The following is a 24664-nucleotide window of genomic DNA, read 5'->3' as shown; positions in this document are numbered from 1 at the left end:
ACAGAAGCGGGCATAAAAAAGCCAAGGCACTATCGCCTTGGCTTTAAGCATGAATAACCAGGTAGAAGCTAAGCCAAGGTCTCAAACAGGTGAGCCTTGAGGCGGGCAAAATCGGCAGGCAGTTCGGCCGACAGGATAGGCTTATCCTTCACCGCTTGTAGCTCAGGCGGCAGCTCCAGTTCGATAGCTAGCGCCTCTTCTACCACCTCTTTAAACTTGGCCGGATGGGCCGTACCGAGGAAGATCCCCTGCTCATCGGCCGACATGGTTAACGACAGCGCCTTGGCCGCGATGGCCGCGTGAGGCTCGGATAGATAGCCGCCGCGATAGAGCTCACCCAGCGCCTCCACCGTATCTTGCTCGGAGAGACCAACGCCCACCAGTTCGCTCAGTGGCCAGTTCATCACCTCCATGATAGTCTCAACCCTGGGCCAGTTGCTCGGCTCGGCCACATCCATGGCATTAGAGAGGGTCGCGACGGTTGCCTTGGGCGACCACTGACCATCGGCCAGATAGCGCGGCACAGTATCGTTACTGTTGGTGGCCGCCACGAAACGCTTCACAGGCAGTCCCATCGCCTTGGCAAATAGGCCAGCCGTCAGATTACCGAAGTTGCCGCTGGGCACGGCGATCACAGGATCGCCTTGGTTAGCGCGCTTAAACTGGGCAACCGCCTCGAAGTAGTAGCAGATCTGTGCCAGCAAGCGGCTGATGTTGATAGAGTTGGCCGAGTTAAGATGCAGGCCGTCACGTACATCGCTGTCTTCGAAGGCGGCCTTAACCATATCCTGACAGGCATCGAAATCGCTCTCCACCGCCACCGTATGTATGTTGTCACCCAGGGTGGTAAACATCTTCTCCTGTAGCAGGCTGATCTTGCCCTTTGGATAGAGCACCACCACCTGCACCTTATCCAGCCCGTAGAAGGCATCGGCCACGGCGGCGCCCGTGTCACCAGAGGTGGCGGTCAATATGGTGAGTTTATCTTCCTGGGCCAGGCTATTGAGGCACTGGGCCATGAAGCGGGCGCCGAAGTCTTTAAATGCCAGGGTCGGGCCATGAAATAGCTCCAGGCAGAAACGTCTGTCATCGGCCTTGGTCAGCGGCAGCTCAAAGTTAAAGGCGCGCTCTACCAGACCGTCTACCATCTCCTGACCTAGCTCGTCGGCCAACCAGGCCCCCAAGATCGCCTTAGAACGCTCGACGAAATCCATCGCCAACAGCGCATCGACATTATCTAACTTGGGGATAGAGACAGGGAAAAACAGGCCACGATCTTTCCCCAGGCCCAGCTTGACCGCCTGAGTGAAACTAACCTTCTGTGAGGGGTGCTTTAAGTTATAGAGTTCCATCTTGATCCGCCTATTAATCTAAAATTGCTGCATCTACACGGCGCGTGCCGAGCATATCGATTTGACATATATGGGAAAAACCCGCGCCGGAGGTGACATAGTTTGCATCCAGCCAGGCCTTGGCCTTGTTAGCCGTCTCCAGGTTATCGGTCACGGAGAACAGCGTGGGGCCACTACCCGAGATCCCCGTGGTTGCCATGCCAAGCTCGGCCAAGGCCGCGCGCGCCTGCTCATAGCCGGGAATTTCCGATGCGCGGTAAGGTTCGGCCAGCACATCTTTTAATACCTCTATGGCCAGCTTGGCATCCTGACGGTAACTGGCGTGTACGAATGCGCTCAGGTAACGGCCAAAATCGATCGCCACCGACTTATCATACTGCGCCGGCAGCAGGGCCCGCATCTTAGCGGTCGACAGGGAGATCCCAGGATAAGCCACGACCCAATACCAGTCTTTAAACACTGGCAGGCCCTGACACAGGGCACTTGGGGTATCCAGCATCAGCTGCATGCCACCAAGGTAACAGGGCGCCACATTGTCATAGTGGACCGAGCCGCTGATCTTGCCCTCAAACTCCCCCATCAGCCTTAGCAAGGCGTCGCTATCATAGGGGCGGTCGAAATGCTCGTTCAGGGCGTACAGGGCGGCGACCACAGAACTGGCGCTGGAGCCAAGGCCGCTGCCCACCGGCAGGTTCTTCTCTAAGGTCATGGCTACGCCAGCGCGGCTACCTAGCTGCTCAAGAAAGAAGGTCGCACATTGGTAGACGATATTCTCTTCGCTGGCCGCCGGTAGCTTGTCGGCCCAATGACCGGCCAGACTCAGCGAGACGCCATGGGGCGCCGATTCTATGGCGACGCGATCGCCGAGCAGGCTGCCATCAACAGGTGCCAAGGCGGCGCCCAGCAGATCGAATCCGACTCCGACGTTACCCATGGAGGCCGGCGCATAAACCGTTAAACTCATACGCCCATCTCCCGTGTCCAGTTAAGGGTTCTCAGCAGATCGGCAAACACACCCGCCGCCGTCACCTCTGTGCCCGCGCCATAGCCGCGCAGCACAAATGGGATCGGCTGATAGTAACGGCTGTAGAAGGCCAACGCATTCTCACCGCCCTTAACGCTGTAGAGTGGATCCATCGCGTCCACCTCGGCGATCTTCACCCGGCAGCCCTCTTCGTCTATCTGCCCCACATAACGCAGCACCTTACCCGCCGCCTTGGCGCTATTTACGCGCTGGGCAAGTTCGCCATCAAGTGCGCTCAGGTTCGCCATAAAGATCTCGACATCACCAGAAGCGTCGAAATGGCTCGGCAACACAGACTCCACCTGAATGTCACTCAGCTCTATCTGCATCCCCACCTCACGGGCAAGGATCAGCACCTTTCGGGCCACATCCATGCCGCTTAGATCGTCTCTTGGGTCTGGCTCGGTAAAGCATTTCTCACGGGCGATACGTGTCGCCTCCGACAGGCTCATCCCCTCATCGAGCATACCGAAGATGTAGGAGAGTGAACCCGAGAGGATGCCATTGAATTTCTGCAGCTTATCACCGGCGAACAACAGCTTCTTCAGGTTATCGATAACCGGCAGACCGGCGCCAACCGTGGTTTCGTAGAGGAACTGGCGACGCTGATGCAGCGCCGTCTGTCTCAGGGCGCGGTAGTAATCATAGTCGCGGGTGTTGGCCTTCTTGTTAGGAGTAACCACATGCAGCCCGGCGTTCATTACCGCAACATATTGGTCAGATACCGCTTCGTTAGAGGTACAATCCACCAGCACAGGATTTAGTAGCTGCTGGTCTTTGGCCCAGGCGAGCATCTTATCCAGGTCGCAGCCTTGCTCGCTGTCGGCCAGGAGTCCCTGCCAATGATTGAGATCTATCCCCTTGGCATCGAGCAGCATGTGGCGAGAGTTAGCCACGCCACAGACACGCACCGTAATGTGCTGGGCCTTCAACATCTCTGCCTGCTGCTTGATCTGCTCGAGCAGGCCGGCACCTACATTACCGCAGCCCACCAGGAAGACATCCAGATAGTGCTGCACATCGAAGAAACTCTGATGACAGGCGGCGATGGCATGCTTGGTCTTACGCAGCTCGATAACCGCCGAGATGGAGCGCTCGGAGGAGCCCTGGGCGATAGCAACTATGTTGACATTGGCCTGGGCCAATGCTTGGAAGAATTTACCGGCGACCCCCTTGTGAGTGCGCATGCCGTCACCGATCAGCGAGACGATGGCCAGATTGTGGCGCATGGCGATCTGCTCGAGGATCTCGCTCTTAAGCTCCAGCTCAAACTCCTGCTCCAGCGCCAGGCGCACCCGCTCGGCATCCTGGGTCGCCACACAGAAGCTGATGCTGTATTCCGAAGAGCTTTGAGTGATGAGGGAGACTGATACCCCAGAGCGGGAGATGGCGCCCAGGGTACGACTCGCCATGCCCACCATGCCCTTCATGCCGGGACCGGCGATATCAAACATGGTCTGCTCGTCGAGATTAGAGATAGCCTTAACGTTCAGCCCTGTCTCGTCCACTTGATTAGACACTAAGGTGCCGGGCGCATTAGGGTTGAAGCTGTTACGTATATAGCAAGGGATATGGTACTGAGCGATTGGGGCGATTGTCTTTGGATGTAGCACCTTGGCGCCGAAATAAGACAGCTCCATCGCCTCTTGATAACTGAGCTGAGTCAGAAGCTTAGCATCGGCGACGACACGTGGGTCAGTGTTATAGACGCCATCTACATCTGTCCAGATCTCGCAGCAGCTGGCATCGATACAGGCCGACAACACGGCCGCCGAATAATCTGAGCCGTTACGGCCCAGGGTGACCACACGACCATCCTTATCGCCGGCAGTAAAGCCTGGCATCACCCACACCTGATGGGCATCGAGAGAAAGCTCGGCAAAACGCTGCTTGCTGGCAGCGATATCGACAACCGACTCCAGCGCCGGCCCGTGGGCCACAAACAACTGTTGTGGCACTAGCTGATTGGCAGACACGCCCGCCGCCAACATCAACTGCTCCATCAGCGCCGCAGAGAGGCGCTCGCCACCGACCACTATCTCGGCGCGAACAGAGTCGGGGCACTCACCCAGCAAGACCACGCCTTGCAGCTTGTCTTGCCAGTGCTTGAGCTGCGCCGCCAGAACAGCTTCTAGGCTATCGGATTGCTCTGCGCTCAGCACCTCGCTGGCCGCTTGGCCATAGAGGGTCTTAAAGACCTCATGCACCTGGCTCAAGACTGGAGCGAAATCATCTCCGGCCACTGCCAGGTCGACCATCTCCAGCAAACCATTGGTCACGGTTGCCGGGGCGCTTAACACCACTGCCGTCGGCTGCTCTGCGGCCGAAGCCAAGACGATTTGCGCCGCACTATTAAACCTCTGCCAATTGGCCAGCGAGGTACCACCGAACTTCATTACCTTCATCTTCTCTCCTTAGTACCGCGCCCCAGAAACAAAAAAACCCGCTCCTTGATGGGGAGCGGGCTTAGTCATTTCAAATCATTTCTTTCGAGTATGCTTAGCCGGCCCCCACGCTGGTAATCGTGGTGGTTGTAATAATGGTGGTTACTACGAGATTAAGGCTAAACATTTAAATTCTTTTCGTCGTATCAAAACATATTCGTTGAAGTCTCTACAGAATTGCCTTTTTTGCCCCAAGGTGTCAACCCCTGAAATGAAACTTTATAAAAATACACTTTGGGCACCAGGCAAACCATAAGCCCTAAAATCAAATGACGAGGGATAGACTTCCTGTCATCTGAGGGTGAGTTAGACTTAGCTTCACTGTCAGAACACCTTTATAGCCATGACACAAAAATCGCTATTAAACAGCAGCATAAAAACACAAAAACAACCTAACCCAGTATAAGGCCTAGCTTTAATACAACTAACTCACCTACCGAAATGAGAGACCCAAAACCCACTGTTACCCCACAAATTTAACCACCAGCAAAGCAAAATATTTTCCCACAAATAATGAATAACAAATCAAAATGAAATCATTAGACCTGACCGCCTTCTCCCAGGGCCTAGGCGAATGAAAAAAAATTTACCGATTTTCCCTCAAGAAGCTGCGCTAGGTCATCGCCAAGGCCAACAAAGCGAGCTAAAATGCCGCCACATTCTGAATTGGAGGCGATATGATAATCACCCAACACAAAGCTGTTAGCATCCATTACCGCTTAACGAACCAGCAAGGTGAGTTGATCGAGAGTTCATTTGAAGGTGAGCCAATGCTATACCTTCACGGTGCAGAAAACATGATCCCAGGCCTTGAGCAGGCGCTCGAAGGCAAAAGTGTTGGCGACAAGCTCGACGTTACTGTAGAAGCCGAGCAGGCTTACGGTCCTTACCACGATGGTTTACGCCAAGATGTCCCATTAGCAGCCTTCGGCGATATCGAAGATATCGTGCCAGGCATGCGTTTTATCGCCGAAACAGAGATGGGCCAACGTCCGGTACAAGTCACCGAAGTGAAAGACGATGTGGTCGTAGTTGACGGTAACCACCCACTCGCGGGTCAAACCCTTAATTTCACCGTTGAAGTACTGTCAGTGCGCGACGCTAGCGCCGAAGAGATCGCCCATGGCCATATCCATGCAGCCGGCGGCTGTGGTAGCCACGAGCATAGCCATGAAGGTGGTTGCTGTGGCGGCGAAGGTCATGGTCACCATGGCGGTTGCTGTAGCGAAGATCCTGAGAAGCCAGCCAAAGAAGGTTGTGACGGCAACGGCGGTTGCGGCTGCCAGCACTAAGCTCTAAAGGCACTAGTAACTAGAGGCATTAGCCACTCAATCTAAAGCCTTAGTTGGACGCAGGCGCGTCAGACTCAGGTAGGATTCTGAAGAGAGTCGGCCACCTTTCATTAGGTGAAGCCGACTCTTTTATTTTATGCTTCAAGACAGAATCAGCTCGCTGCGTATTAACGATAAGGATATCGACATGATAGCTCAGCCCGTCTATGAAAAACTCCCTGCCATCTACCTGCTCATCGCAGCAAGCACCATACTGCTGAGCCCGGCGCCCCTTCCTGTGCTCTTAGCCGTGATCATCTTCCTGCTCGGCGCGCGTATCTTCAACATGCGCTCACAGAACCGGCGGAGCGACAATCCCAAGCGTCGCAGGCGCGGAATTTTGCCCGAAGCCCTTTATAATCTGCTGCCCTACGCATACCTGCTAGGCACCCTATTTGTCTTTCGCCATGGCGACTCGAATTATCTGATGTTTGCCGCCGCAGGATTAGCCAGTTTCGCACTGTTTCGTCTGGCGCAGCGCCGCAGCTATCGTCAGCACCAACTACCCGTGACTATTCGGGTGATCTAGTTAGAGAGCTTCCGGATAGAACTGCTAGTTAACAAACTGAGTCGTTAACAGACTGAGTCCTTAAAGAGCTTGCCGTTAGAGAATGAGCGCCTTGATGCGCTCGCGCTGCTCTACAGGCATATGTTTGAGGTAGTTGGAACAACGTGTGATGGTGGCGATACTGATCTCGAACTCGGCGGCAATCTGTCGCTGGCTCATCTCTCCCAGCAGCAAGGCCTGAAACACCTTCAGCCGCCCGGCGATGGCGCTGCGCTCCTCTTCGGTGAGCAGCAAATCGAACAGATCCATCAAGGCGTCGGTATCTTGATGGTTGACCACTTTCTCTAAAACCAGATCCCAATTTGCGCGCACTTTGGCTCCTAAGCTGTCATTGCCTACCAGTACAAGCAAGTGTACCAAGAAACCTGTCGCGCTGGCTATCTGGGCCATCGATGTGATTAGTCAGGCGCCTAAGGGTTAGACACATTCGGACACATTTTGGCCGGTGTTTTAGAGAAAAATCTATAGTATCTGATAGTTAATTAAGATTAGAATGTTTGCGTTAGATCACATAAAACCACAAAGTAGTGAGAATGATTGCCATGAAAAAACAGTTTAAATTAAGCCTGCTAGCCCTAGCCGGCAGTGCCTTACTGGCCTCAGCGGTACAAGCCAATAACTTCAAAGAGACAGACGATGCGATCCACTATCGTCAATCTGCTTTTGGCCTGATCGCTCACAACTTTGGCGACATGGGCGCTATGCTTAAGGGCAAGAAGCCGTTCGACGCCGAAGTCTTTGCTATGCGTGCACAAAACGTTGCCGCACTGAGCAAGCTACCAGCCGAAGGATTCGTTGCCGGTTCTGACAAGGGCCACACAGATGCGCTGGCAAAGATCTGGAGCGACAAGGCCGATTTCGACGCTAAGATGAGCGCTTTCCAAGACAACGCCGCTAAACTCGCCGTTGCCGCACAATCAAGCGATCAAAACGCGATCAAGCAAGCCTTTATGAATACCGGCAAGAGCTGTAAGGGTTGCCACGACGTCTACAAAAAAGACTAATTCAAACTCGACTATTGCAGACGACTAGTCAGACGACCAGCAAGATAACTCGTTAGACGAATAAAAAAGGGAGCAGTTAAGCTCCCTTTTTTTATCCTTTGCTTCAGCTCAGCCGATCACGCTTCAATTTAATACCGCTTCAATCTAACAACACTAAGCTAACAACACTAAGACCTAACAACACCAAGATCTAATAGCGCTAAAGCATGGCCGCGATTGGCCAAATCAGATAGTTCACTACCAAGCCCGCTAACACGCCGACCAAGGTCAGGGCCATCAGGCCTGAGCGAAACTTAAACTCGGTAACGCTCTCGCGGCTGACACTCTTATAGCCGGTGATCATGGCGCCCACCAACTTGTCGCCTTTAATACCGTGCCAGATCACTGCAAGAATATGCAAAACCGCCAGCAGCAGGAGTAAATTGAAATTTTGCTTATGCAGCCAGGTCAGGGTCCCGGCAAGCTCGCTGCTCACATAACTGTATAGCGGCCCTTCGGTAAAGACTTCGTCTGTGGCAAACAGGCCTGTGGTGAGCTGAGCCACCAGCACCAAAATCATCGCCACCACCATATAACCACCGAGCGGATTATGGCCTATGCTACGCCCCTGTGGCTGTTTGACATAGGCCAGCACCTGAGTCGGCGACTTAACGAAATGACTAAAGCGCGAGGTCTCGCTGCCCACTATGCCCCAGAGAATACGAAAGCCAATCAAGATCAATAGGCCATAGGCAAATACCTGATGCCATTGCATCTCCCCCACCTCGGCGCTCCACCATAGGCCACCGAGCAGCGCTATCATGGACCAATGAAACAGGCGCGTAGGCAGATCCCATACCTTAATTTTTACCTGGCCAGACTGAGGGTTTTCTACTGAGGACATCTTATAACTCATCGCTTTAGAAAATAATGAAATTGATGATATTTGAAGCGATAGGGAGAGGCAAATAGATTTATGTAAGCAGTGTTATCCAGTCAAATATGCAGCCTAAAATAGAGAAATACAAGCCATTCCTAATGTTTATTTTGCAATTTTGTCTAAGGGCTCAAATAACCAACGAACGGAAAATAATGGCAGCAAAAAGTTGATCTAGATCACGTTTTATGGGGGCTAAATTGGTAATCTGAAGTCAAGGAAACAACGAAAGGTTCGACATATGATAAAGATTACAAGTAAAGATTTCGAAGTCACCACTCCTATCCGTGAACGTATCGAGAGCCGTTTAGAAAAACTAAGTAGACACGATGTACAGCTCATAAATCCACATGTAATCATAGGTCAAGAGAAGCAAGGGTTTAAGATAGAAGCTTCAGTCGGTATACCAAGCAACACCTTATTTGCTCAGGCGAAAGACAAAGATCTCTATGCAGCAATCAATGCAATGGGTCAGAAATTGGAGAAACAGCTCAATCGCCTCAGCCACAAACCGGAAGGAGCTCGCTACACTGCTCCAGCGACAAGCCCAACGCCAGAAAGCGCCGAATTAGACGACGAGTATGACGAGACAATAGATAAGGAATACGCGGCGTAACAGATTTAACGGTAAGTGGCGAAACATCGCCTCAGGCATAGACCGAGGAACGAACGCTAACGAACTGGCACAAAAGCCACTTACCCAAACTTGGTGGATAATAAAATCGCCACCTAAATAAAGGTACAGCGACAGGCAAAAGACGAGGACGGACATTCAAACCTGCCACAGGCCTTCAGTAAGAAGCCGTGGAACTCAGCTAACGAACTAGCTATGTTGTCCGCCCTTGTTATACTTACTATTAAGTGCCGTCTCTGATGTCACATGCAAGCCAACACAGGAGTAAGAGGTCACATTAGCCAAACGCAAGACGTTAATCTTTCACGTTTGATTTATTGTAGGCGACTCACACAACCTAAGGCTTAAGATGAGCCCAAATAGGAACCAGGCATAGCGCCAAACAAGTCGTCCCCGTGAGCCATAGGGTGGCCGCTGAGATAATCTCAAACTATTGCCCCCTAAGTAGTGAGAAAGGAGCGCAGTCCCATTTTAATATTGAGTGCTTTTTCCCTAACTGAGGCAGCCAGATAACCAATCAAGGCAAACCAACGTAGTAGACGTTAACAGGCCATTGGATCACCGCTAGTCGATTAGCCCGCTGCCTCTCCCTTATCACCTGCCGCAGTGCTTTCATCTGCAGGCGACAAGCAAAGGAGGATGCCCCATCTTAAATTCTGATCTTTTACTCTCCCGGCGCACCTCAATAGGTGCGCTTTCTATTGATGGCATTCCCCCAGTCAGAGCCGGCGGCTTATTCCCAAAGGGATAAATTCTCACTTTGTCCCTTTTTTGATTGACAGGGTATTGAGCAGGGCTTAATTTGAAGGCTATGAAAATGAACACCCAAGCTTTTTTTACTTTCTTTTTTATTCCACCCTTCTAGGGAGGCGGAATTTCGGTGTAAAAACGAAAGTAAAAATTCCAAGGCCTCCCATTATGGGGGGCTTTTTTATTTGTAGTTATTTGTATTAGTAATCGAGAAGCGTTCAACGACAGAGGACAGCATGACCAAACCACATCCCCTTAGCCATACCCGGGAACAGATCACCGCACTCGACAATGAACTGCTGGCACTGCTGGCCAAACGCCGGGCTCTGAGTCTTGATGTCGCCCGCAGCAAAGAGGTCGATATTCGCCCGATACGCGACACCCAGAGAGAGAAAGAGCTACTGGCCCGCCTGGTTAAGCAGGGACGCGAACAGGGACTCGACGCCCATTATGTCCTCTCTCTCTATCAGAGCATTATCGAAGACTCGGTATTGAACCAGCAGGCCTACCTACAGGGCCGTGCCAATCCAGACTTTCAGAAGCAGCAATACAACATCGCCTATCTGGGCGCCCGCGGCTCCTACTCCTATCTCGCCGCCACCCGCTACTGCGAGCGCCGTCAGGTGGGCATGCAGGATCTGGGTTGCAAGAGCTTCGATGAGATAGTGCAGGCGGTGGAATCCGGTCATGCGGATTACGGCTTCCTGCCGATTGAGAACACCTCCTCTGGCTCGATCAACGAAGTCTATGACGTGCTGCAGCACACCAGCCTGGCAATCGTCGGCGAAACCACCATAGAGGTTGGCCATTGCTTGCTGGCCAAGCCCGGCACCAACCTTAAGCAGATAAAGACCATCTATGCCCATCCGCAACCTATCAGCCAGTGCAGCCGCTACCTGAGCCAACATGGCGAGTTTAAACTGGAATACTGCTCCAGCAGCGCCGAGGCCATGGAGAGGGTACTCGAGGCCGACGACAACAGCGTCGCCGCCATCGGCAGCGTCGAAGGGGGCGCCCTGTATCAACTCGAGGCTGTTGAGCGCGAGCTGGCCAACCAGAAGATCAACCAGAGCCGCTTCATTGTCGTGGCAAGAAAGGCGATTGCGGTGCCCGAGCAGCTGCCAGCCAAGACAACCCTCATCATGGCCACGGGACAGAAGCCCGGCGCCCTGGTAGAAGCCCTGCTTATCTTAAAGGCCCATGATCTCAACATGAGTAAGCTCGAATCGCGCCCTATTCCAGGCACGCCATGGGAAGAGATGTTCTATCTGGACCTCGACGCGAATCTAGCCAGCGACGAGATGCAGCAGGCATTGAAGGAGCTTGAGCGCATCACTCGCTTCATCAAGGTGCTGGGCTGCTACCCTTGCGAAACCGTCAACCCCACCCAGCTGAGCAACAGTCAGCTGATGATAGAGCCCACCACCAGCCGCGAAGCAGACCAACAGGCCAAAGAGAAGCAGGATGCCAAACACCAGCGTCATAGCCTGACCGAACATCCACAGGTCACTAGCGTCATCTGCAGGCAGCTGAAGATAGGCGACGGTCAGTTTGGCGCCATCGCTCAACTGGCGCTGAGCCAAGAGTCTGGCCACTACAGCCAACTGGCGAAACAGATAAAGGAGGCGGGTTTCCAGGCGGTGACCGTCAGCGAGCTAAATACCAACCCCATGGCCAATCGCCAACTAAGTGAGATGCGCCGAGCCCTAAACCAGTTTGATCTGGCTTGTATCGTCGCCATCGAACATGAGAGCGAGCTGACGCTCGCCAGCGATCATGCCGACATGCTGCTGATCAGCGGCAAGCAGATGCATAATCGCGATCTACTCGAACAAGTTGGCGCCCTGCACATGCCGGTGATCTTAGAGCGCAACACCATGGCCAGCCTGGATGAGTGGCTGGGCGCCGCCGAGATCATCTTAGCCGCAGGCAATCAGCAGTTGGTTCTGAGCGAAGCCGGCATCAGAACCTTCAACGAGCAGCAGCGACCCACCTTAGATCTATCAGGCCTGATCAGCCTCAAGGAGAGAAGCCACCTACCGGTACTGCTCAACACCCGCTACGCCTGTCAGCAAGAGGAGCTTGCCAGCCAAGCGGGCGCAGCCAAGGCGCTCAAGGCCGATGGCCTGGTGCTGGGCGTGAGTGACCCACAGCAACTTAAGGGGCATAGCGACATCCTCGCCCGTCTCTACCGTGGCTAGTCACTTGTGTCATAACAAGAGCTGCTAAGTCATAAAAAAAGAGGACCAGAGGTCCTCTTTTTCTTTGCCGATAAGCTTAAATCGCCAGGCCATCCACCAGATTCATCCAACCTTTGATGGTGCGATGACAAAACCACAAGAGCGCCAGCAGAGACAGACTCACGGCCATCCAGCCTTGAGGCACTAAGTAGGCCAGCAATAATAGCGAAAACAAGGAGATAATCGACCAACGCTGCCAACGAATATGTGAATAGAGCAGGCTGCTCATCTTATCCCCCTTCTGCCCGAGACTGATCACCAGGGCAAACAGGGGCGGCAATAACAACAGCGGAAAGGCCGACATCAAGGCATACAGTAGATGGCCAAGGCTATGGTCGTCTAAAACGACAGGCTGTGACGTAGTCGATACCATAAAGGGCGCTCCACACAAATTCCACACAGGGGATAAAGAGTGAACCAGATGCCATACTGCGCCTAGTCCTTATCATTAACCATACTGTGTCATCGTCTTTTGCGCAAATCTTGCGATCGATTTATCCCATCGCGGCAATTCTGGTGGCAGAGTGCCAAACTGTCTGCGCAGGCAATAGCGCCTCAGCCAAAAGAGATGCCGAAAAAACTGGCGAGATCCTTGATGAAAATCCTCGCCTTTGCCAGCCAATACCTCTTATCCAGCCAATACCTCTTATGCCAAGGAGAGGGTCACATCAGACTTTAATCGCGTCGAGCACGCGAGAATGAAGCCCTGCGCTACCTCGGCCGGTGTAAGCGTCATCTCGCTGCTGGACTCTGTCTCGCCGCTTAGTACCTGACACTTACAGGCGCCGCAGACGCCCGAGCGACAGGCGGCGATAATGGGCAATCCTTTCGCCTCTATCCCCTCCAGTACCGTCTGCTCTCCAGTGAGGGGCGTAGACAGTTCACCAATTTGCAGCGTGAAGGGAGTAGAACCGGCAAGCTCGCCTTGGCCTTCGGCTTGCGATGAAGATGCGGTGGACGGCGCGCCGAAGCTCTCCTGATGATAACGACTCATGTCAAACCCGGCATCTTGCAACATTGCCTTCGCCGTCTGCATATAGGGCTCGGGGCCACAGACGAACACGGTGCGCTCAAGATAATCGGGCACGGCCTTCGCGAGCATCTCCAGGCTTAATCTCCCGTCGAAGCAGGAACAGGCCTCGAACGCCTCGCCCGATTCCAAGCTATAGTGCAGCGCCATATTGGGATGACGCTGCGCCATCTTCAGCAGCGCCTCATGGAAAATGAGATCTTCCTTGGCCTTGGCGCTGTGCACGAAGGCGATATCGCTGCCCACCAGAGTGTCCGTCAACCAGCGCGACATGGAATACATGGGGGTAATACCACTGCCGGCGCTTAAGAAAAGGTAACGACTGGCGGGAATATCGATCAGATTAAAGGCGCCGGCCGGGCCGCTGACGTTGACGCTGTGCCCCGCCTTGAGGTTATCGACCAGGAAATTGGACACCCGCCCGCCAGGAATACGCTTGACGGTCACCACAAGAGAATAAGGGCGCGAGGGTGACGATGAAATGGTATAGCTACGGGCGACCCGTTCCCCCTGGATATCCAGCAGGAAGGTGATGAACTGACCCGGCTTAAAATGAAACTTAACCGGCTGGGCACCTTGAAAGCGAAAGCTGGTCACATCATGGGTTTCCTGCCAGCGCTCGACACAGACGAGTCTAGCCTCGCCTGCTTGCCAGTTGGGTGATAGATAATCTTGTTGATTCATGGGTGACTTACCAAAAAAGAAAAACGCCCACGGCAGTACCGTGGACGTTTGGGGGCGTTTTAGGCAACGTTTAAGATGGCGTTAAGGTCTTGCTCTACCGTGGTGGTAGAACGCAGGCCAAACTTGTCTTCCAGCACCTTAAGCAGGTTTGGCGTCAAGAAGGCTGGCGCGCTAGGGCCTGTGCGTATGTTTTTCACACCAAGCGACAATAGGGTCAGCAGGATAACGATCGCCTTCTGCTCAAACCAGGAAAGCACCAGGCTCAGCGGCAGTTCGTTGATCTCGCACTCGAACACCTCAGACAGGGCGATCGCCAGCTGAATCGCCGAGTAGGCATCGTTGCACTGACCGATATCCAGCAAACGTGGAATGCCATTGATATCACCGAAGGCCAGCTTGTTAAACTTATACTTACCACAACCTAAGGTCATGATGATGGAGTCTTTAGGCGCCGCCTTGGCGATGTCGGTAAAGTAGCTGCGCTCGGCCTTGTCGCCGTCACAACCACCGACCAGGAAGAAGTGCTTGATGGCACCACTCTTCACATTCTCCACAACGGCAGGCGCGGCGGCCATTAACGCATTGCGAGCGAAACCTATGGTGATGTGATGGGGGATCTCATCATAGGCGAAGCCCTCAAGAGATAAGGCCTTATCGATCACCGCAGAGAAGTCATCTCCAACTATGTGGGTCACACCCGGCCATCCCACTATGCTGCGGGTAAAGATACGGTCGGCGTAGTCGCCCACGTTAGGATCGATAATACAGTTAGAGGTCATCACCACCGCACCAGGGAAGTTAGCGAACTCTTTCTGTTGGTTTTGCCACGCACTGCCGTAGTTACCGACCAGGTGTCGATACTTCTTCAATTCGGGATAGGCCAGCGCCGGTAGCATCTCGCCGTGGGTGAAGACGTTGATCCCCTTACCCTCGGTCTGCTGAAGAATAAGCTCGAGATCTTTCATGTCGTGGCCCGACACCAGAATCGCCTTGCCCTTCACCGCAACCGTGTTGACCTGAGTCGGCTCCGGATGACCAAAGGCCTGGGTCTCGCCCTCATCGAGCATGGCCATCACGCGATAGTTCAGCTGACCTATCTCCATCGCGGTGGCAAACAGCTTATCGGCATCGACAGAATCTGAGCCCAAGAAGGCCATGATCTCATGAAACTTGGCCGCGACCTCGCTATCGGTCTGATCCAGCACACGGGCATGCTCCATGTAGGCGGCCGCGCCTTTAAGACCATAGAGACAGAGCAGACGCAGGCCCATGATATCCTCGTTGACCTCCTCTTTACCGCGATTAGGCAGCGCCTGAGCGGCCTGGGCCAACATCTCTTCTTTCACGCTGGCGAGTACCAGGCTGGCGGCAGGGATCAGTGTCTCAACAGGCTGCCCCTGCGCCTTACAAGCCGCCTCATAGGCCGCCTGAAGCTGGGCGCGGTAGGCATAGGCCTGCTGGGTATAGGCCATGATGCGCTCGTCGTCGAAGTTCACATTGGTCAGGGTAGCGAAGAACGCCTTAGGCACGAAGGTGTCGATGGCCGAATCAATGATGTCGAAGGCGCGCGCCTTCTCGGCATAGGCAGATACGCCTTGTAGAATATAAATTAGCAGATCTTGCAGATCTGAGGTGGCTGCTAGTTTGCCACACATGCCTTGGGAATAACTACAACCATTGCCGGCAGGGGTACGAATGGTTTGCTCACACTGAATACAAAACACAATACTGCTCCTTTATTTAATCATGCTTTTTCTTTACATGTTTTAGGCGGAGTCTACTGTGGTAAACACAGGCACAAAAGTGAAACTTGCGAGCAATGTGAGAAACTATGAAGCGGATCAAATTAGCTTATGCGAAACTAAGTTGTTAAAAAGTATGGTAAAACAATTTAAAACAGCGAGTTATCCTTTAAAGGTGCCCAAAAGAAAGACGGCGCCCTAAGTGTCAATCACTCGGACGCCGCCAGGGAGTTTTAATCTAGCAATTAACCTGTCTTCATATCATTAACCGACTGCAACATGGCCCGGCTCTCGCGTTGGAACTGAGGTGCAAAATCCCCAAACCAGGCCGCCACTTCCTCGAACTCGCGAATGAAGCCTTGCCTGTCACCGCGCTTCAGGAGTTCGAGCGCCTGGGCATAGTTATCCAGGTAATCCCCTATTGCGGTCAGGCTCTCCTGCTGGGCGAAGATGATATCGGCATAAAGCTCGGGACTCTGGGCAAACAGGCGCCCGACCATCGCCAGCTCCAGCCGGTAGATGGGCGAGCTGAACTGCAATAGATTGTCGATATCCGCCGCCTCTCGATAGAGATTCAGGCCATAGACGAAGGAGGAGAAGTGGCGCATCGCCTGCACCAACTGCATCGCCTTGTCGTGCTGCTGAGCATCGGCCTCGACCATGCGAGCGCCCCAGATCCCTATCTGTTCCAGCAACCATTCGTACTGCTCACGGCCGCGGCCATGACACACCACCACCACCTGCTTGGCCAGGCTGCCCACATCCGGGCCGAACATGGGGTGCAGACCCACTACCGGGCCCTGATGGCTGGCTAGCATCGCCTCAAGCGGCTTCTCCTTGATGGAGGTGAGATCGGCCAGGATGCAACTGCTCGGCAGGCTGGTAAGCTTGTCGCGAATGAGCTCACAGGTGATGCTGATAGGCACAGTGACTATCACCATCCCTGCCCCATCGAAAATCGCCTCGGCCTGCTGCCAATCGTCTTTATCAAGTGACTTCACCTGATAGCCGGACAGGCTCAGCATCTGCGCAAACAGGCCGCCTAACTTGCCCTGACCACCGACGATCACCACATGGCCCAGATCTGTCTTCACCTGCTTGAAACCGACATCCTTCTCGTTGAGATAAGACTCGCGCATCAGGCGACGCAGAATATCTTCGATCAGCTGGGGCGAGACATTCATCTTTGCCGCCTCTTCCCGACGTTTGGCCAACATGGAGGCCTCGCGCTGAGGCGCGTAGATGGGCACGCCGGCCGCATGCTTGACGCCGCCCACCTGGGCCACGAGATCCAGGCGCTTACGCAGCAGATGCAGCAGCTGTTGATCGACGCTGTCGATATGCTCTCTCAGTTTTTCCAGTTCGTTAGTGGTTTTCTCACTCATTTGCGCGTGTTCCATCAGGCATTGACCGCCTTGAGCATAGCAAATCTGCTGGGTAAAACCGATGCCAATTGTGCAGCCCCCTGACGTAGGAGCTCTTCTGTGGTCTGCCAGTCGATGCAGGCATCGGTTACCGACACCCCGTAGGCCAACTCACTCATCGGCTTGTCGCTGCTCTGATTGCCTTCGTTCAGGTGACTCTCCAGCATGACACCTATGATCGACTTGTTGCCATTGGCGATCTGATCGAACACATCCTGACAGACACTCGGCTGGCGGGTGTGATCTTTACTCGAGTTGCCGTGGCTGCAATCCACCACCAAGCGGGCGTTGAGCTTGGCCGCATGCAGCTGTTGCTCACACTCGGCCACGCTCGAGGCATCATAGTTAGGAGTCTTGCCACCGCGCAGGATCACGTGACCATCTGGGTTTCCGGCAGTCTGTAGCAGCGCCACCTGACCCGCCTGGTTGATCCCCATAAATCTGTGGCTGCTGGCCGCCGATTGCAGCGCGTTGATCGCCACCCCCAGCTTGCCGTCGGTACCATTCTTGAAGCCCACAGGCATGGAGAGACCGGACGCCATCTCCCTGTGGGTCTGAGATTCTGTGGTGCGCGCGCCGATGGCCGACCAGGTGACCAGCTCGGAGATGTATTGCGGGCTGATAGGATCCAGCGCCTCGGTGGCCACCGGCAGTCCCAGCTCCGCCAGCCAGATCATCAACTCGCGCGCCTGACGCAGCCCCTTCTCCACATCGAAAGACTCATCCATATCGGGATCGTTGATCATCCCCTTCCAGCCCACTGTTGTACGTGGCTTCTCGAAGTAGACCCGCATCAGGATGTAGAATTCATCTTTAAGCTCGTCGTGTAGCGTCTTGAGGCGCAGCGCGTACTCCTTGGCCGAGGCGATGTCGTGGATAGAACAGGGACCGCTGACCACCAGCACGCGGTTATCACGCTTATGGACGATATCCGATACGGTGCGGCGCGCGTTAAGCACATAGTGATAGGCGGCAGTCGACAGGGGCAGTTGTTGTTTTAACTCTTCCGGGGTCACCAGCACTTTCTCCGAGCTGATGTGAACATTATTAATCGTGTCTTGCTGCATACCTGTCACCAACCTAGTGTGTTTTCTCATACCTAAATGCAATATTGTAATGGTACACCATTACACCTGTGGACTAACTATGCCTGCTGCATAAATTTAGATCAAGCAGAAATTTGCTTTTCAAGAATAATTCACGATCGAAGCGGTAAAAGCCCCATTGAGCGCTGGCTAAAGAGAAGGGTTTTGCCAATAAAGTGGATTTACCAAGAGAGGTTTAGTCAGGTGGGATCAGGCAGGTAAGAGAATAGGAAAAGGGAAAATGCACAAGGCTATGCTGAGGATAACAGCGCAATTCATTCGCAAATGCCTAAAAACAAAAACCCGCCATAAGGCGGGTCATTGTGCGAACACTGCATCTTTTTTTACGTTTTAGCGAGTGCTTACTTAGCAAGCTTCTCGCGGATACGTGCAGACTTACCTGAACGCTCACGTAGGTAGTAAAGCTTAGCACGACGAACACGGCCGCGACGCTTAACTTCGATGCTAGAGATGAGCGGGCTGTGAGTTTGGAACGCACGCTCAACACCTTCGCCATTAGAGATCTTACGTACAGTGAATGCAGAGTGCAGACCACGGTTACGCTTAGCGATAACAACGCCTTCGAACGCCTGTAGACGCTCTTTACCGCCTTCAACAACACGTACTTTTACAACTACTGTGTCACCTGCACCAAATTCTGGTACGTCTTGCTTCATTTGCTCATCGTTGAGCATTTTAATGATGTTATTCATGAATAAACTCCATACTAGTAATAACTGACCATTTTTACTCGCCTGCTTGGGCGGTATTAACAAACTCGGCTAATAGCTTGGTTTGTTCATCAGTCAGAGCTAGATTTTCAAATAATTCTGGTCGCCGCAGTAAAGTTCTTCCGAGACTTTGCTGCAATCGCCAGCGTCTAATATTTTCGTGGTTGCCGCTAAGCAATACCGCCGGTACATCGATACCATCTAGGCTTTCTGGGCGAGTATAGTGGGGACAATCCAGTAATCCGTCAGAGAAGGAATCCTGCTCTGCCGACGCTTGTTTACCTAGCACGCCAGGCACCAAACGAGAAACCGAATCGATCAGGGTCATCGCTGGGAGTTCACCGCCCGAGAGCACGTAATCTCCAATCGACCACTCTTCATCCACTTCCGTTTGAATAATGCGTTCATCGATACCTTCGTAGCGACCACACACTAAAATCAAACGCTCCGATTTAGCTAACTCTTCGACGCCCTGCTGTGTCAGCTTGCGTCCCTGAGGAGAAAGATAAATCACCTTAGCCTTATCACCCGCAGCGGCTTTCGCTGCATGGATGGCATCACGTAGAGGCTGCACCATCATCAACATGCCAGGTCCGCCGCCGTAAGGCCTGTCGTCCACTGTTCTATGTTTATCATGGGTGAAATCTCTGGGATTCCACGTTTGCAACTCTAACAAACCGTTACTTACGGCCCGACCCGTTACACCAAAGTCTGTTACGGCACGAAACATCTCTGGAAACAGGGTTACTACCCCTAACCACATCTGTTGTCCCTCGACTTAGAAGTCCGGATCCCAATCCACTAAAATTTGTTTTTCCGCCAGATTCACCTCAAGGATGAACTGCTCGGTAACAAAAGGAATCATACGTTCCGTTTTGCCAAAGCCATCTTTCGCGTTGGCCTTCACAAGCAGCACGTCGTTCGATCCTGTTTCCACGATCTGGTCGACCTTGCCCATCTTGTAGCCTTTAGTATTCACCACCTCACAGCCGATAAGATCACGCCAGTAGAATTCATCTTCGGGCAGTGCCTTCATCGCCTCGGCGGGAATGGCAATCTCACAGTTAGTGAGCATTTGCGCTTGGTCTCGAGTGGTTACGCCTTCCAGGGCGGCGATAATCGCCTTACCTTGATAGCGCCACTGTGCAACCTTGACTTCGCGCCATTCGCCTTGCTCTTTAATCAACCAAGGTGAATAGTCAAAAATATCTTCGACAGAATCGGTATAGCTAGTGATCTTCAACCAACCTTTAATGCCGTGACTAGCGCCTAATTTGCCTAGTACGACAGGTTCTTGGTGACTACTCATCAATCTATACCTAAACGCTATTAAGCAGCAGCTTTACGAGCGTCTTTGATCAGTTTCGCTACACGATCAGTAGTAGCAGCACCGTTAGCAACCCAGTGATCTACACGATCAAGATCTAAGCGAAGAGCTTCTTCTTGACCACGAGCAACAGGGTTGAAGAAGCCAACACGTTCGATGAAACGACCGTCACGAGCGTTACGGCTGTCAGCAACAACGATGTTATAGAATGGACGCTTTTTTGCGCCGCCTCGAGCTAAACGAATGGTAACCATGCGTCTTTTATCCTCTAATGATTTGCTTCGTTCTGAAGCAAAAATAAAAACTGGAACCCCGTGTTCGCGAAGAGTCCCAGATAGAAAGCCGCACGATTCTACCTGAACCGGCGACAAATGCAACGTTTTTCACGCAAAAATAGCAAGCCCACTAAGGGCCGAAAACCCTTAATGGACTTAGCTAAATCTATACAAAGTCAGACGATTAACGTCCCGGCATCTTCATCCCGGGAGGCAGCATTCCACTCATGCCGCGCATCATCTTCTTCATGCCGCCTTTACCGGACATCTTCTTCATCATCTTCTGCATCTGAGTGAACTGCTTGAGCAGACGATTGACGTCCTGGATCTGGGTACCTGAACCCATGGCGATACGACGCTTACGAGACCCCTTAATGATCTCTGGGCGCTTACGCTCACCTGGGGTCATGGAGTTAATAATAGCCTCCATTTGTCCCGTTAGCTTGCCGTCTTGCACCTGAGCCAGGGCTTCTGGAGGGAGTTGACCGACACCAGGCAGCTTCTCGAGCATGCTCATCATGCCGCCCATGTTCTTCATCTGTTGTAGCTGCTCACGGAAGTCTTCTAAGTCGAAGCTACCGCCTTGCTTGACCTTAGAGGCCAGCTTCATCGCCTTCTCTTTATCGACGCCGCGCTCAACCTCTTCGATCAGGGAAAGCACATCGCCCATACCCAAAATGCGCGAGGCAACACGGTCCGGATGGAAAGGCTCGAGCGCATCTGTCTTCTCGCCCACACCCAGGAACTTAATCGGCTTACCGGTAATATGGCGAATCGACAGCGCCGCACCACCGCGAGCGTCACCATCGACCTTAGTCAGTACCACACCGGTCAGCGGCAGGGCTTCGTTGAAGGCCTTGGCGGTGTTAGCCGCGTCCTGACCCGTCATGGCATCGACCACAAACAGGGTTTCTACCGGTTTGACCGCGGCGTGCAACGCCTTGATCTCGTCCATCATGCTCTCGTCGACATGCAGGCGACCCGCGGTATCGACGATCACCACATCGATAAACTTGAGCTTGGCGTGAGCCATGGCAGCATCGACGATGTCGATAGGCTTTTGCGATACATCCGATGGGAAGAACTCGACCTCGACCTCGTTGGCCAAGGTTTCCAGCTGCTTGATCGCCGCCGGACGATAGACGTCGGCGCTGACCACCAATACAGATTTCTTCTGTCTTTCACGCAGGAACTTAGACAGCTTGGCGACACTTGTGGTCTTACCCGCACCTTGCAGACCGGCCATCATGATCACCGCTGGCGGCTGCGCCGAGAGGTTTAGCGCCTCGTTGGCCTCGCCCATGGCATTTTCTAGCTCACTCTGGACGATCTTGATGAAGGCCTGGCCTGGGCTCAGGCTCTTGGTGACCTCTTGGCCTACGGCGCGCTCTTTAACGCTATTAACGAAGGCGCGTACAACGGGCAAGGCGACGTCGGCTTCCAGCAGCGCCATGCGCACTTCGCGTAACGTTTCTTTAATATTGTCTTCTGTAAGGCGACCACGACCGCTAATATTTTTCAGGGTGCGTGATAATCTGTCGGTGAGGTTCTCAAACATTATCGCGTTCTTTACCGTTTAGAATTTACATGATTGGGGCAGTATTATAGCGATGCACAGATATTATGCTACCGCGCAGCGTAAGTTATGGCTTAGGTAAGTTATCTGCTGTAGGGTAAAAATGTCAAAACTTAGGAGTAACGCTCAGAAAGTGCTAATTTTTGTGTGTAAAGCCTCTGCCCAAAATAGCATCCATCGTGTTATTCTAACGATCAACTAAGGATAAAAACTCGACCGCCTCGCGCAGGTCGATGACCACAAGAAAGCTCACATAACGATAGGTTAATTTTCGATGGTGATTTTTTCGGCTTCAGCCATTTTCTTCTACAGTATCGCACTCGTCTTGGTCGTCAGCCGACTGTTTCATGCCGATGGCCCTAACCGTAAAGCCGTAGCCGCCTTCGCCGCCGTGGCCGTGGTGCTTCATGCCGCCGCCCTGTCTCAGGCCATCTTCACCGGTGACGGTCAAAACTTCAGCCTGACCAATGTGATCTCCATGGTGAACTGGATCATTGCCTTCACCTTCACCATCTTGATGTTCCGTCTCAAGGTGATCGTGGTCGTGCCCGTGGTCTACGCCTGCTCCGTCATTTCTGTGGCGCTGCTGTGGCTCTTGCCACCTAAATATATCACTCACTTCGAGCTTTACCCCGAGGTGCTGGCCCACGTTGTGCTGTCGCTGATGGCCTATAGCGCCCTAATGATCGCCGCGCTTTATGCCATCCAACTGGCGATGATTCAAAACAAGCTGAAGAAGAAGCAGCTGATGCTGAGCCCGGCGATTCCACCGCTGATGACGGTAGAGAAGCAGCTCTATCATCTGGTGATCATCGGCGTGGTACTCCTGAGTCTGTCGCTGGCGACCGGCTTTATCTTCCTCGATGATATGTTTGCCGACGGCCAGGGCCATAAGGCGATCCTGTCTATCATGGCCTGGTTTACCTATATCGCCATGCTGGCACAGCAGTACTGGGTAGGTTGTAAGATCCGCACCGCCGTGGCCTATACTCTGACCGGGGCAACCCTGCTGTCACTGGCCTACTTCGGTGCCCGCATCGTCAAAGAACTGATCCTGCAATAGGCCAGACACGCTAAATTCCGCACACTTCACCTAGGTCAAGATGGACTAAAGTGCGACCTAGGTGAACTTGACTCACAGCCCAAATCGCTGTATTTACTAAATCTTAACGCTATTCTTACTCATCAACGCCAAAGTGGGGCCACTGATTGGAAGCTATATCCACCAGCGTACTTGTCATCATCCTGTTCGTACTCATCATCATCTCCGCCTATTTCTCCGGCTCCGAAACCGCCATGATGTCGCTCAATCGCTATCGCCTGCGTCATCTGGCCAACAATGGCCATAAGGGAGCCAAACGCGCCATCAGATTGCTAGAGCGCCCGGACAGACTGATCGGCTTGATTCTGATCGGCAACAACCTAGTGAACATCCTCGCCTCGGCCATCGCCACCATATTGGGAATTCGCTTGTTTGGTGACGTGGGTGTCGCCATCGCCACAGGTGTGCTCACCCTGGTGGTATTAGTCTTTGCCGAGGTGACGCCAAAAACTGTGGCCGCCCTGCACCCTGAGCGTATCGCCTTTCCATCGAGCGTACTGCTCAAAGCGCTCTTGGTGGTGCTCTCGCCCCTAGTGAAGATAGTTAACTTTATCACCTCTACCTTCCTGCGCCTGCTGGGTATCCGCTCGGTGAAGGCCGATGACGCCTTGAGTCAGGAGGAGCTGCGCACAGTTGTGCACGAGGCCGGCGCCCTGATCCCCCAGCGCCACCAGGAGATGCTGCTCTCTATCATGGATCTGGAGAAGGTCACGGTCGAAGACATAATGATCCCGCGCTCGGATCTCTACGCTATCAACGTCAACGACGACTTTAGCCGCATCAATAAGCAGGTGATTCAGAGCCCGCACACCCGGGTTCTGCTCTACCGAGATAACATAGACGATGCCGTCGGCTTCGTGCACCTAAGAGACGCCCTGCGCCTGCAATCCAAGCAGCAGTTTAGTAAGTCCTCCCTGCTGCGCGCGGTAAAAGAGATCTACTTCATCCCCGAGGGGACTCCCCTCAACGTTCAACTGGCCAACTTCCAGCAGAATAAGGAACGTATCGGCCTAGTAGTAGACGAGTATGGGGATATTCAAGGGCTGGTAACGCTGGAAGATATTCTCGAGGAAATAGTCGGCGACTTTACCACCTCGATGATCACCACGCCTAGCGAAGATATCAACCAGCAGCAAGATGGCAGCTTCCTCATCGACGCCACCATCAACATCCGCGATCTTAACAAGGAGATGGACTGGCACTTCCCCATCGATGGACCTAAGACGCTCAACGGTCTGATCCTTGAGTATCTCGAGGAGATCCCCGAGCCTAACACCTCGATGCGTCTCTCGGGCTATCCGCTTGAGGTAGTCGAGGTGGCCGACAACATGGTGAAGACGGTGCGGGTCATGCCCCAGCACTACAAGGCGCCCAAGGGCAGTCGCAACTAGTCCTCACTATGGCTCAAAAAAGGCGCTCTAAGGC

The 24664-nt window shown here is 53.2% G+C and carries 22 protein-coding genes and 1 other annotated feature; of the genes, 7 read left to right on the top strand and 15 right to left on the bottom strand.

The window, feature by feature from the left end; translation table 11 throughout:
- Nucleotides 1-68 precede the first annotated feature (68 nt).
- From thrC to thrA, 3 genes are read right to left on the bottom strand one after another with little or no spacing between them, the layout of a single operon-like run.
- Entirely contained in the window at nt 69-1352 is a 1284-nt protein-coding gene (gene thrC / locus K0J45_RS05400) for a threonine synthase (RefSeq protein ID WP_220044567.1), read from the bottom strand.
- Between the two features lie 13 nt (nt 1353-1365).
- Nucleotides 1366-2316, bottom strand: a complete 951-nt coding sequence (gene thrB, locus K0J45_RS05395) for a homoserine kinase (protein ID WP_220044566.1) — start codon at nt 2314-2316, stop codon at nt 1366-1368.
- Nucleotides 2313-4781 (bottom strand): bifunctional aspartate kinase/homoserine dehydrogenase I, encoded by a 2469-nt coding sequence (thrA, locus tag K0J45_RS05390; protein ID WP_220044565.1) that lies wholly within the window; start codon nt 4779-4781, stop codon nt 2313-2315. The genes thrB and thrA overlap by 4 nt, the downstream gene beginning before the upstream one ends.
- Nucleotides 4782-5497: 716 nt before the next feature.
- Between thrA and slyD the strand changes: the two genes are divergently transcribed.
- Complete coding sequence (gene slyD / locus K0J45_RS05385; RefSeq protein ID WP_144201142.1) at nt 5498-6112, top strand: peptidylprolyl isomerase; 615 nt, start codon at nt 5498-5500, stop codon at nt 6110-6112.
- Between the two features lie 136 nt (nt 6113-6248).
- Nucleotides 6249-6680: a hypothetical protein gene (locus K0J45_RS05380; protein ID WP_220044564.1), complete on the top strand. Its 432-nt coding sequence runs from the start codon at nt 6249-6251 to the stop codon at nt 6678-6680.
- Between the two features lie 75 nt (nt 6681-6755).
- Here the strand turns inward: K0J45_RS05380 and trpR are convergent, their stop codons facing one another.
- Nucleotides 6756-7031 (bottom strand): trp operon repressor, encoded by a 276-nt coding sequence (gene trpR, locus K0J45_RS05375; RefSeq protein ID WP_220044563.1) that lies wholly within the window; start codon nt 7029-7031, stop codon nt 6756-6758.
- A gap of 230 nt (nt 7032-7261) precedes the next feature.
- Between trpR and K0J45_RS05370 the strand changes: the two genes are divergently transcribed.
- The gene (locus K0J45_RS05370) at nt 7262-7723 is read left to right on the top strand and encodes a c-type cytochrome (protein WP_144201136.1); all 462 of its coding nucleotides are present in this window, start codon (nt 7262-7264) and stop codon (nt 7721-7723) included.
- Between the two features lie 199 nt (nt 7724-7922).
- On the opposite strand, the gene K0J45_RS05365 is transcribed toward K0J45_RS05370, so the two are convergent.
- On the bottom strand, nt 7923-8606 hold the full coding sequence (locus K0J45_RS05365; RefSeq protein ID WP_258406771.1) for a cytochrome b/b6 domain-containing protein: 684 nt from the start codon (nt 8604-8606) through the stop codon (nt 7923-7925).
- Between the two features lie 274 nt (nt 8607-8880).
- On the opposite strand from K0J45_RS05365, the gene hpf reads away from it, so the two are divergent.
- The gene (gene hpf, locus K0J45_RS05360) at nt 8881-9255 is read left to right on the top strand and encodes a ribosome hibernation-promoting factor, HPF/YfiA family (RefSeq protein WP_011864877.1); all 375 of its coding nucleotides are present in this window, start codon (nt 8881-8883) and stop codon (nt 9253-9255) included.
- A gap of 831 nt (nt 9256-10086) precedes the next feature.
- Nucleotides 10087-10209 (top strand) — a sequence feature (Phe leader region).
- Between the two features lie 50 nt (nt 10210-10259).
- A complete protein-coding gene (locus K0J45_RS05355; protein WP_220044561.1) occupies nt 10260-12224 on the top strand; it encodes a chorismate mutase in 1965 nt (654 codons plus the stop codon).
- A gap of 76 nt (nt 12225-12300) precedes the next feature.
- On the opposite strand, the gene K0J45_RS05350 is transcribed toward K0J45_RS05355, so the two are convergent.
- The 10 genes from K0J45_RS05350 to ffh all read right to left on the bottom strand — a co-directional run bounded on the left by K0J45_RS05350 (nt 12301) and on the right by ffh (nt 22119).
- Entirely contained in the window at nt 12301-12636 is a 336-nt protein-coding gene (locus K0J45_RS05350) for a hypothetical protein (protein ID WP_144201128.1), read from the bottom strand.
- 273 nt (nt 12637-12909) lie between these two features.
- A complete protein-coding gene (locus K0J45_RS05345; protein WP_220044560.1) occupies nt 12910-13977 on the bottom strand; it encodes an FAD-binding oxidoreductase in 1068 nt (355 codons plus the stop codon).
- Nucleotides 13978-14036: 59 nt separating this feature from the next.
- Entirely contained in the window at nt 14037-15701 is a 1665-nt protein-coding gene (hcp, locus tag K0J45_RS05340) for a hydroxylamine reductase (protein ID WP_220044559.1), read from the bottom strand.
- A gap of 263 nt (nt 15702-15964) precedes the next feature.
- Nucleotides 15965-17104: a bifunctional chorismate mutase/prephenate dehydrogenase gene (gene tyrA, locus K0J45_RS05335; RefSeq protein ID WP_220044558.1), complete on the bottom strand. Its 1140-nt coding sequence runs from the start codon at nt 17102-17104 to the stop codon at nt 15965-15967.
- 14 nt (nt 17105-17118) lie between these two features.
- Entirely contained in the window at nt 17119-18210 is a 1092-nt protein-coding gene (locus K0J45_RS05330) for a 3-deoxy-7-phosphoheptulonate synthase (protein ID WP_220044557.1), read from the bottom strand.
- 380 nt (nt 18211-18590) lie between these two features.
- Entirely contained in the window at nt 18591-18941 is a 351-nt protein-coding gene (rplS, locus tag K0J45_RS05325) for a 50S ribosomal protein L19 (RefSeq protein WP_011864870.1), read from the bottom strand.
- Nucleotides 18942-18975: 34 nt separating this feature from the next.
- Nucleotides 18976-19722, bottom strand: coding sequence for a tRNA (guanosine(37)-N1)-methyltransferase TrmD (trmD, locus tag K0J45_RS05320; RefSeq protein WP_220044556.1), 747 nt, complete (start codon nt 19720-19722; stop codon nt 18976-18978).
- Nucleotides 19723-19737: 15 nt separating this feature from the next.
- Nucleotides 19738-20268: a ribosome maturation factor RimM gene (gene rimM / locus K0J45_RS05315; protein ID WP_011864868.1), complete on the bottom strand. Its 531-nt coding sequence runs from the start codon at nt 20266-20268 to the stop codon at nt 19738-19740.
- A 20-nt stretch (nt 20269-20288) separates the two neighbouring features.
- Nucleotides 20289-20540, bottom strand: coding sequence for a 30S ribosomal protein S16 (gene rpsP / locus K0J45_RS05310; protein ID WP_011864867.1), 252 nt, complete (start codon nt 20538-20540; stop codon nt 20289-20291).
- A 205-nt stretch (nt 20541-20745) separates the two neighbouring features.
- Nucleotides 20746-22119, bottom strand: coding sequence for a signal recognition particle protein (gene ffh, locus K0J45_RS05305; RefSeq protein WP_220044555.1), 1374 nt, complete (start codon nt 22117-22119; stop codon nt 20746-20748).
- 292 nt (nt 22120-22411) lie between these two features.
- Between ffh and K0J45_RS05300 the strand changes: the two genes are divergently transcribed.
- Both K0J45_RS05300 and K0J45_RS05295 read left to right on the top strand, forming a co-directional pair.
- Nucleotides 22412-23200: a cytochrome C assembly family protein gene (locus K0J45_RS05300; protein WP_220044554.1), complete on the top strand. Its 789-nt coding sequence runs from the start codon at nt 22412-22414 to the stop codon at nt 23198-23200.
- A 146-nt stretch (nt 23201-23346) separates the two neighbouring features.
- Nucleotides 23347-24630 (top strand): HlyC/CorC family transporter, encoded by a 1284-nt coding sequence (locus K0J45_RS05295; RefSeq protein WP_144201113.1) that lies wholly within the window; start codon nt 23347-23349, stop codon nt 24628-24630.
- Nucleotides 24631-24664: the final 34 nt, after the last annotated feature.

Source organism: Shewanella alkalitolerans (genome assembly GCF_019457575.1).
GTDB lineage: Bacteria > Pseudomonadota > Gammaproteobacteria > Enterobacterales > Shewanellaceae > Shewanella > Shewanella loihica.
Note: the sequence above shows the minus strand (reverse complement) of the source record. Positions and strands in the feature narration are given on the sequence as shown.

Bases quoted from the DNA above. Each gene is read 5' to 3' on its own strand.
- thrC (WP_220044567.1), bottom strand. From the start codon at position 1,352: ATGGAACTCTATAACTTAAAGCACCCCTCACAGAAGGTTAGTTTCACT.
- thrB (WP_220044566.1), bottom strand. From the start codon at position 2,316: ATGAGTTTAACGGTTTATGCGCCGGCCTCCATGGGTAACGTCGGAGTC.
- thrA (WP_220044565.1), bottom strand. From the start codon at position 4,781: ATGAAGGTAATGAAGTTCGGTGGTACCTCGCTGGCCAATTGGCAGAGG.
- slyD (WP_144201142.1), top strand. From the start codon at position 5,498: ATGATAATCACCCAACACAAAGCTGTTAGCATCCATTACCGCTTAACG.
- K0J45_RS05380 (WP_220044564.1), top strand. From the start codon at position 6,249: ATGCTTCAAGACAGAATCAGCTCGCTGCGTATTAACGATAAGGATATC.
- K0J45_RS05370 (WP_144201136.1), top strand. From the start codon at position 7,262: ATGAAAAAACAGTTTAAATTAAGCCTGCTAGCCCTAGCCGGCAGTGCC.
- K0J45_RS05365 (WP_258406771.1), bottom strand. From the start codon at position 8,606: ATGTCCTCAGTAGAAAACCCTCAGTCTGGCCAGGTAAAAATTAAGGTA.
- hpf (WP_011864877.1), top strand. From the start codon at position 8,881: ATGATAAAGATTACAAGTAAAGATTTCGAAGTCACCACTCCTATCCGT.
- K0J45_RS05355 (WP_220044561.1), top strand. From the start codon at position 10,260: ATGACCAAACCACATCCCCTTAGCCATACCCGGGAACAGATCACCGCA.
- K0J45_RS05350 (WP_144201128.1), bottom strand. From the start codon at position 12,636: ATGGTATCGACTACGTCACAGCCTGTCGTTTTAGACGACCATAGCCTT.
- K0J45_RS05345 (WP_220044560.1), bottom strand. From the start codon at position 13,977: ATGAATCAACAAGATTATCTATCACCCAACTGGCAAGCAGGCGAGGCT.
- tyrA (WP_220044558.1), bottom strand. From the start codon at position 17,104: ATGAGTGAGAAAACCACTAACGAACTGGAAAAACTGAGAGAGCATATC.
- K0J45_RS05330 (WP_220044557.1), bottom strand. From the start codon at position 18,210: ATGCAGCAAGACACGATTAATAATGTTCACATCAGCTCGGAGAAAGTG.
- rplS (WP_011864870.1), bottom strand. From the start codon at position 18,941: ATGAATAACATCATTAAAATGCTCAACGATGAGCAAATGAAGCAAGAC.
- trmD (WP_220044556.1), bottom strand. From the start codon at position 19,722: ATGTGGTTAGGGGTAGTAACCCTGTTTCCAGAGATGTTTCGTGCCGTA.
- rimM (WP_011864868.1), bottom strand. From the start codon at position 20,268: ATGAGTAGTCACCAAGAACCTGTCGTACTAGGCAAATTAGGCGCTAGT.
- rpsP (WP_011864867.1), bottom strand. From the start codon at position 20,540: ATGGTTACCATTCGTTTAGCTCGAGGCGGCGCAAAAAAGCGTCCATTC.
- ffh (WP_220044555.1), bottom strand. From the start codon at position 22,119: ATGTTTGAGAACCTCACCGACAGATTATCACGCACCCTGAAAAATATT.
- K0J45_RS05300 (WP_220044554.1), top strand. From the start codon at position 22,412: ATGGTGATTTTTTCGGCTTCAGCCATTTTCTTCTACAGTATCGCACTC.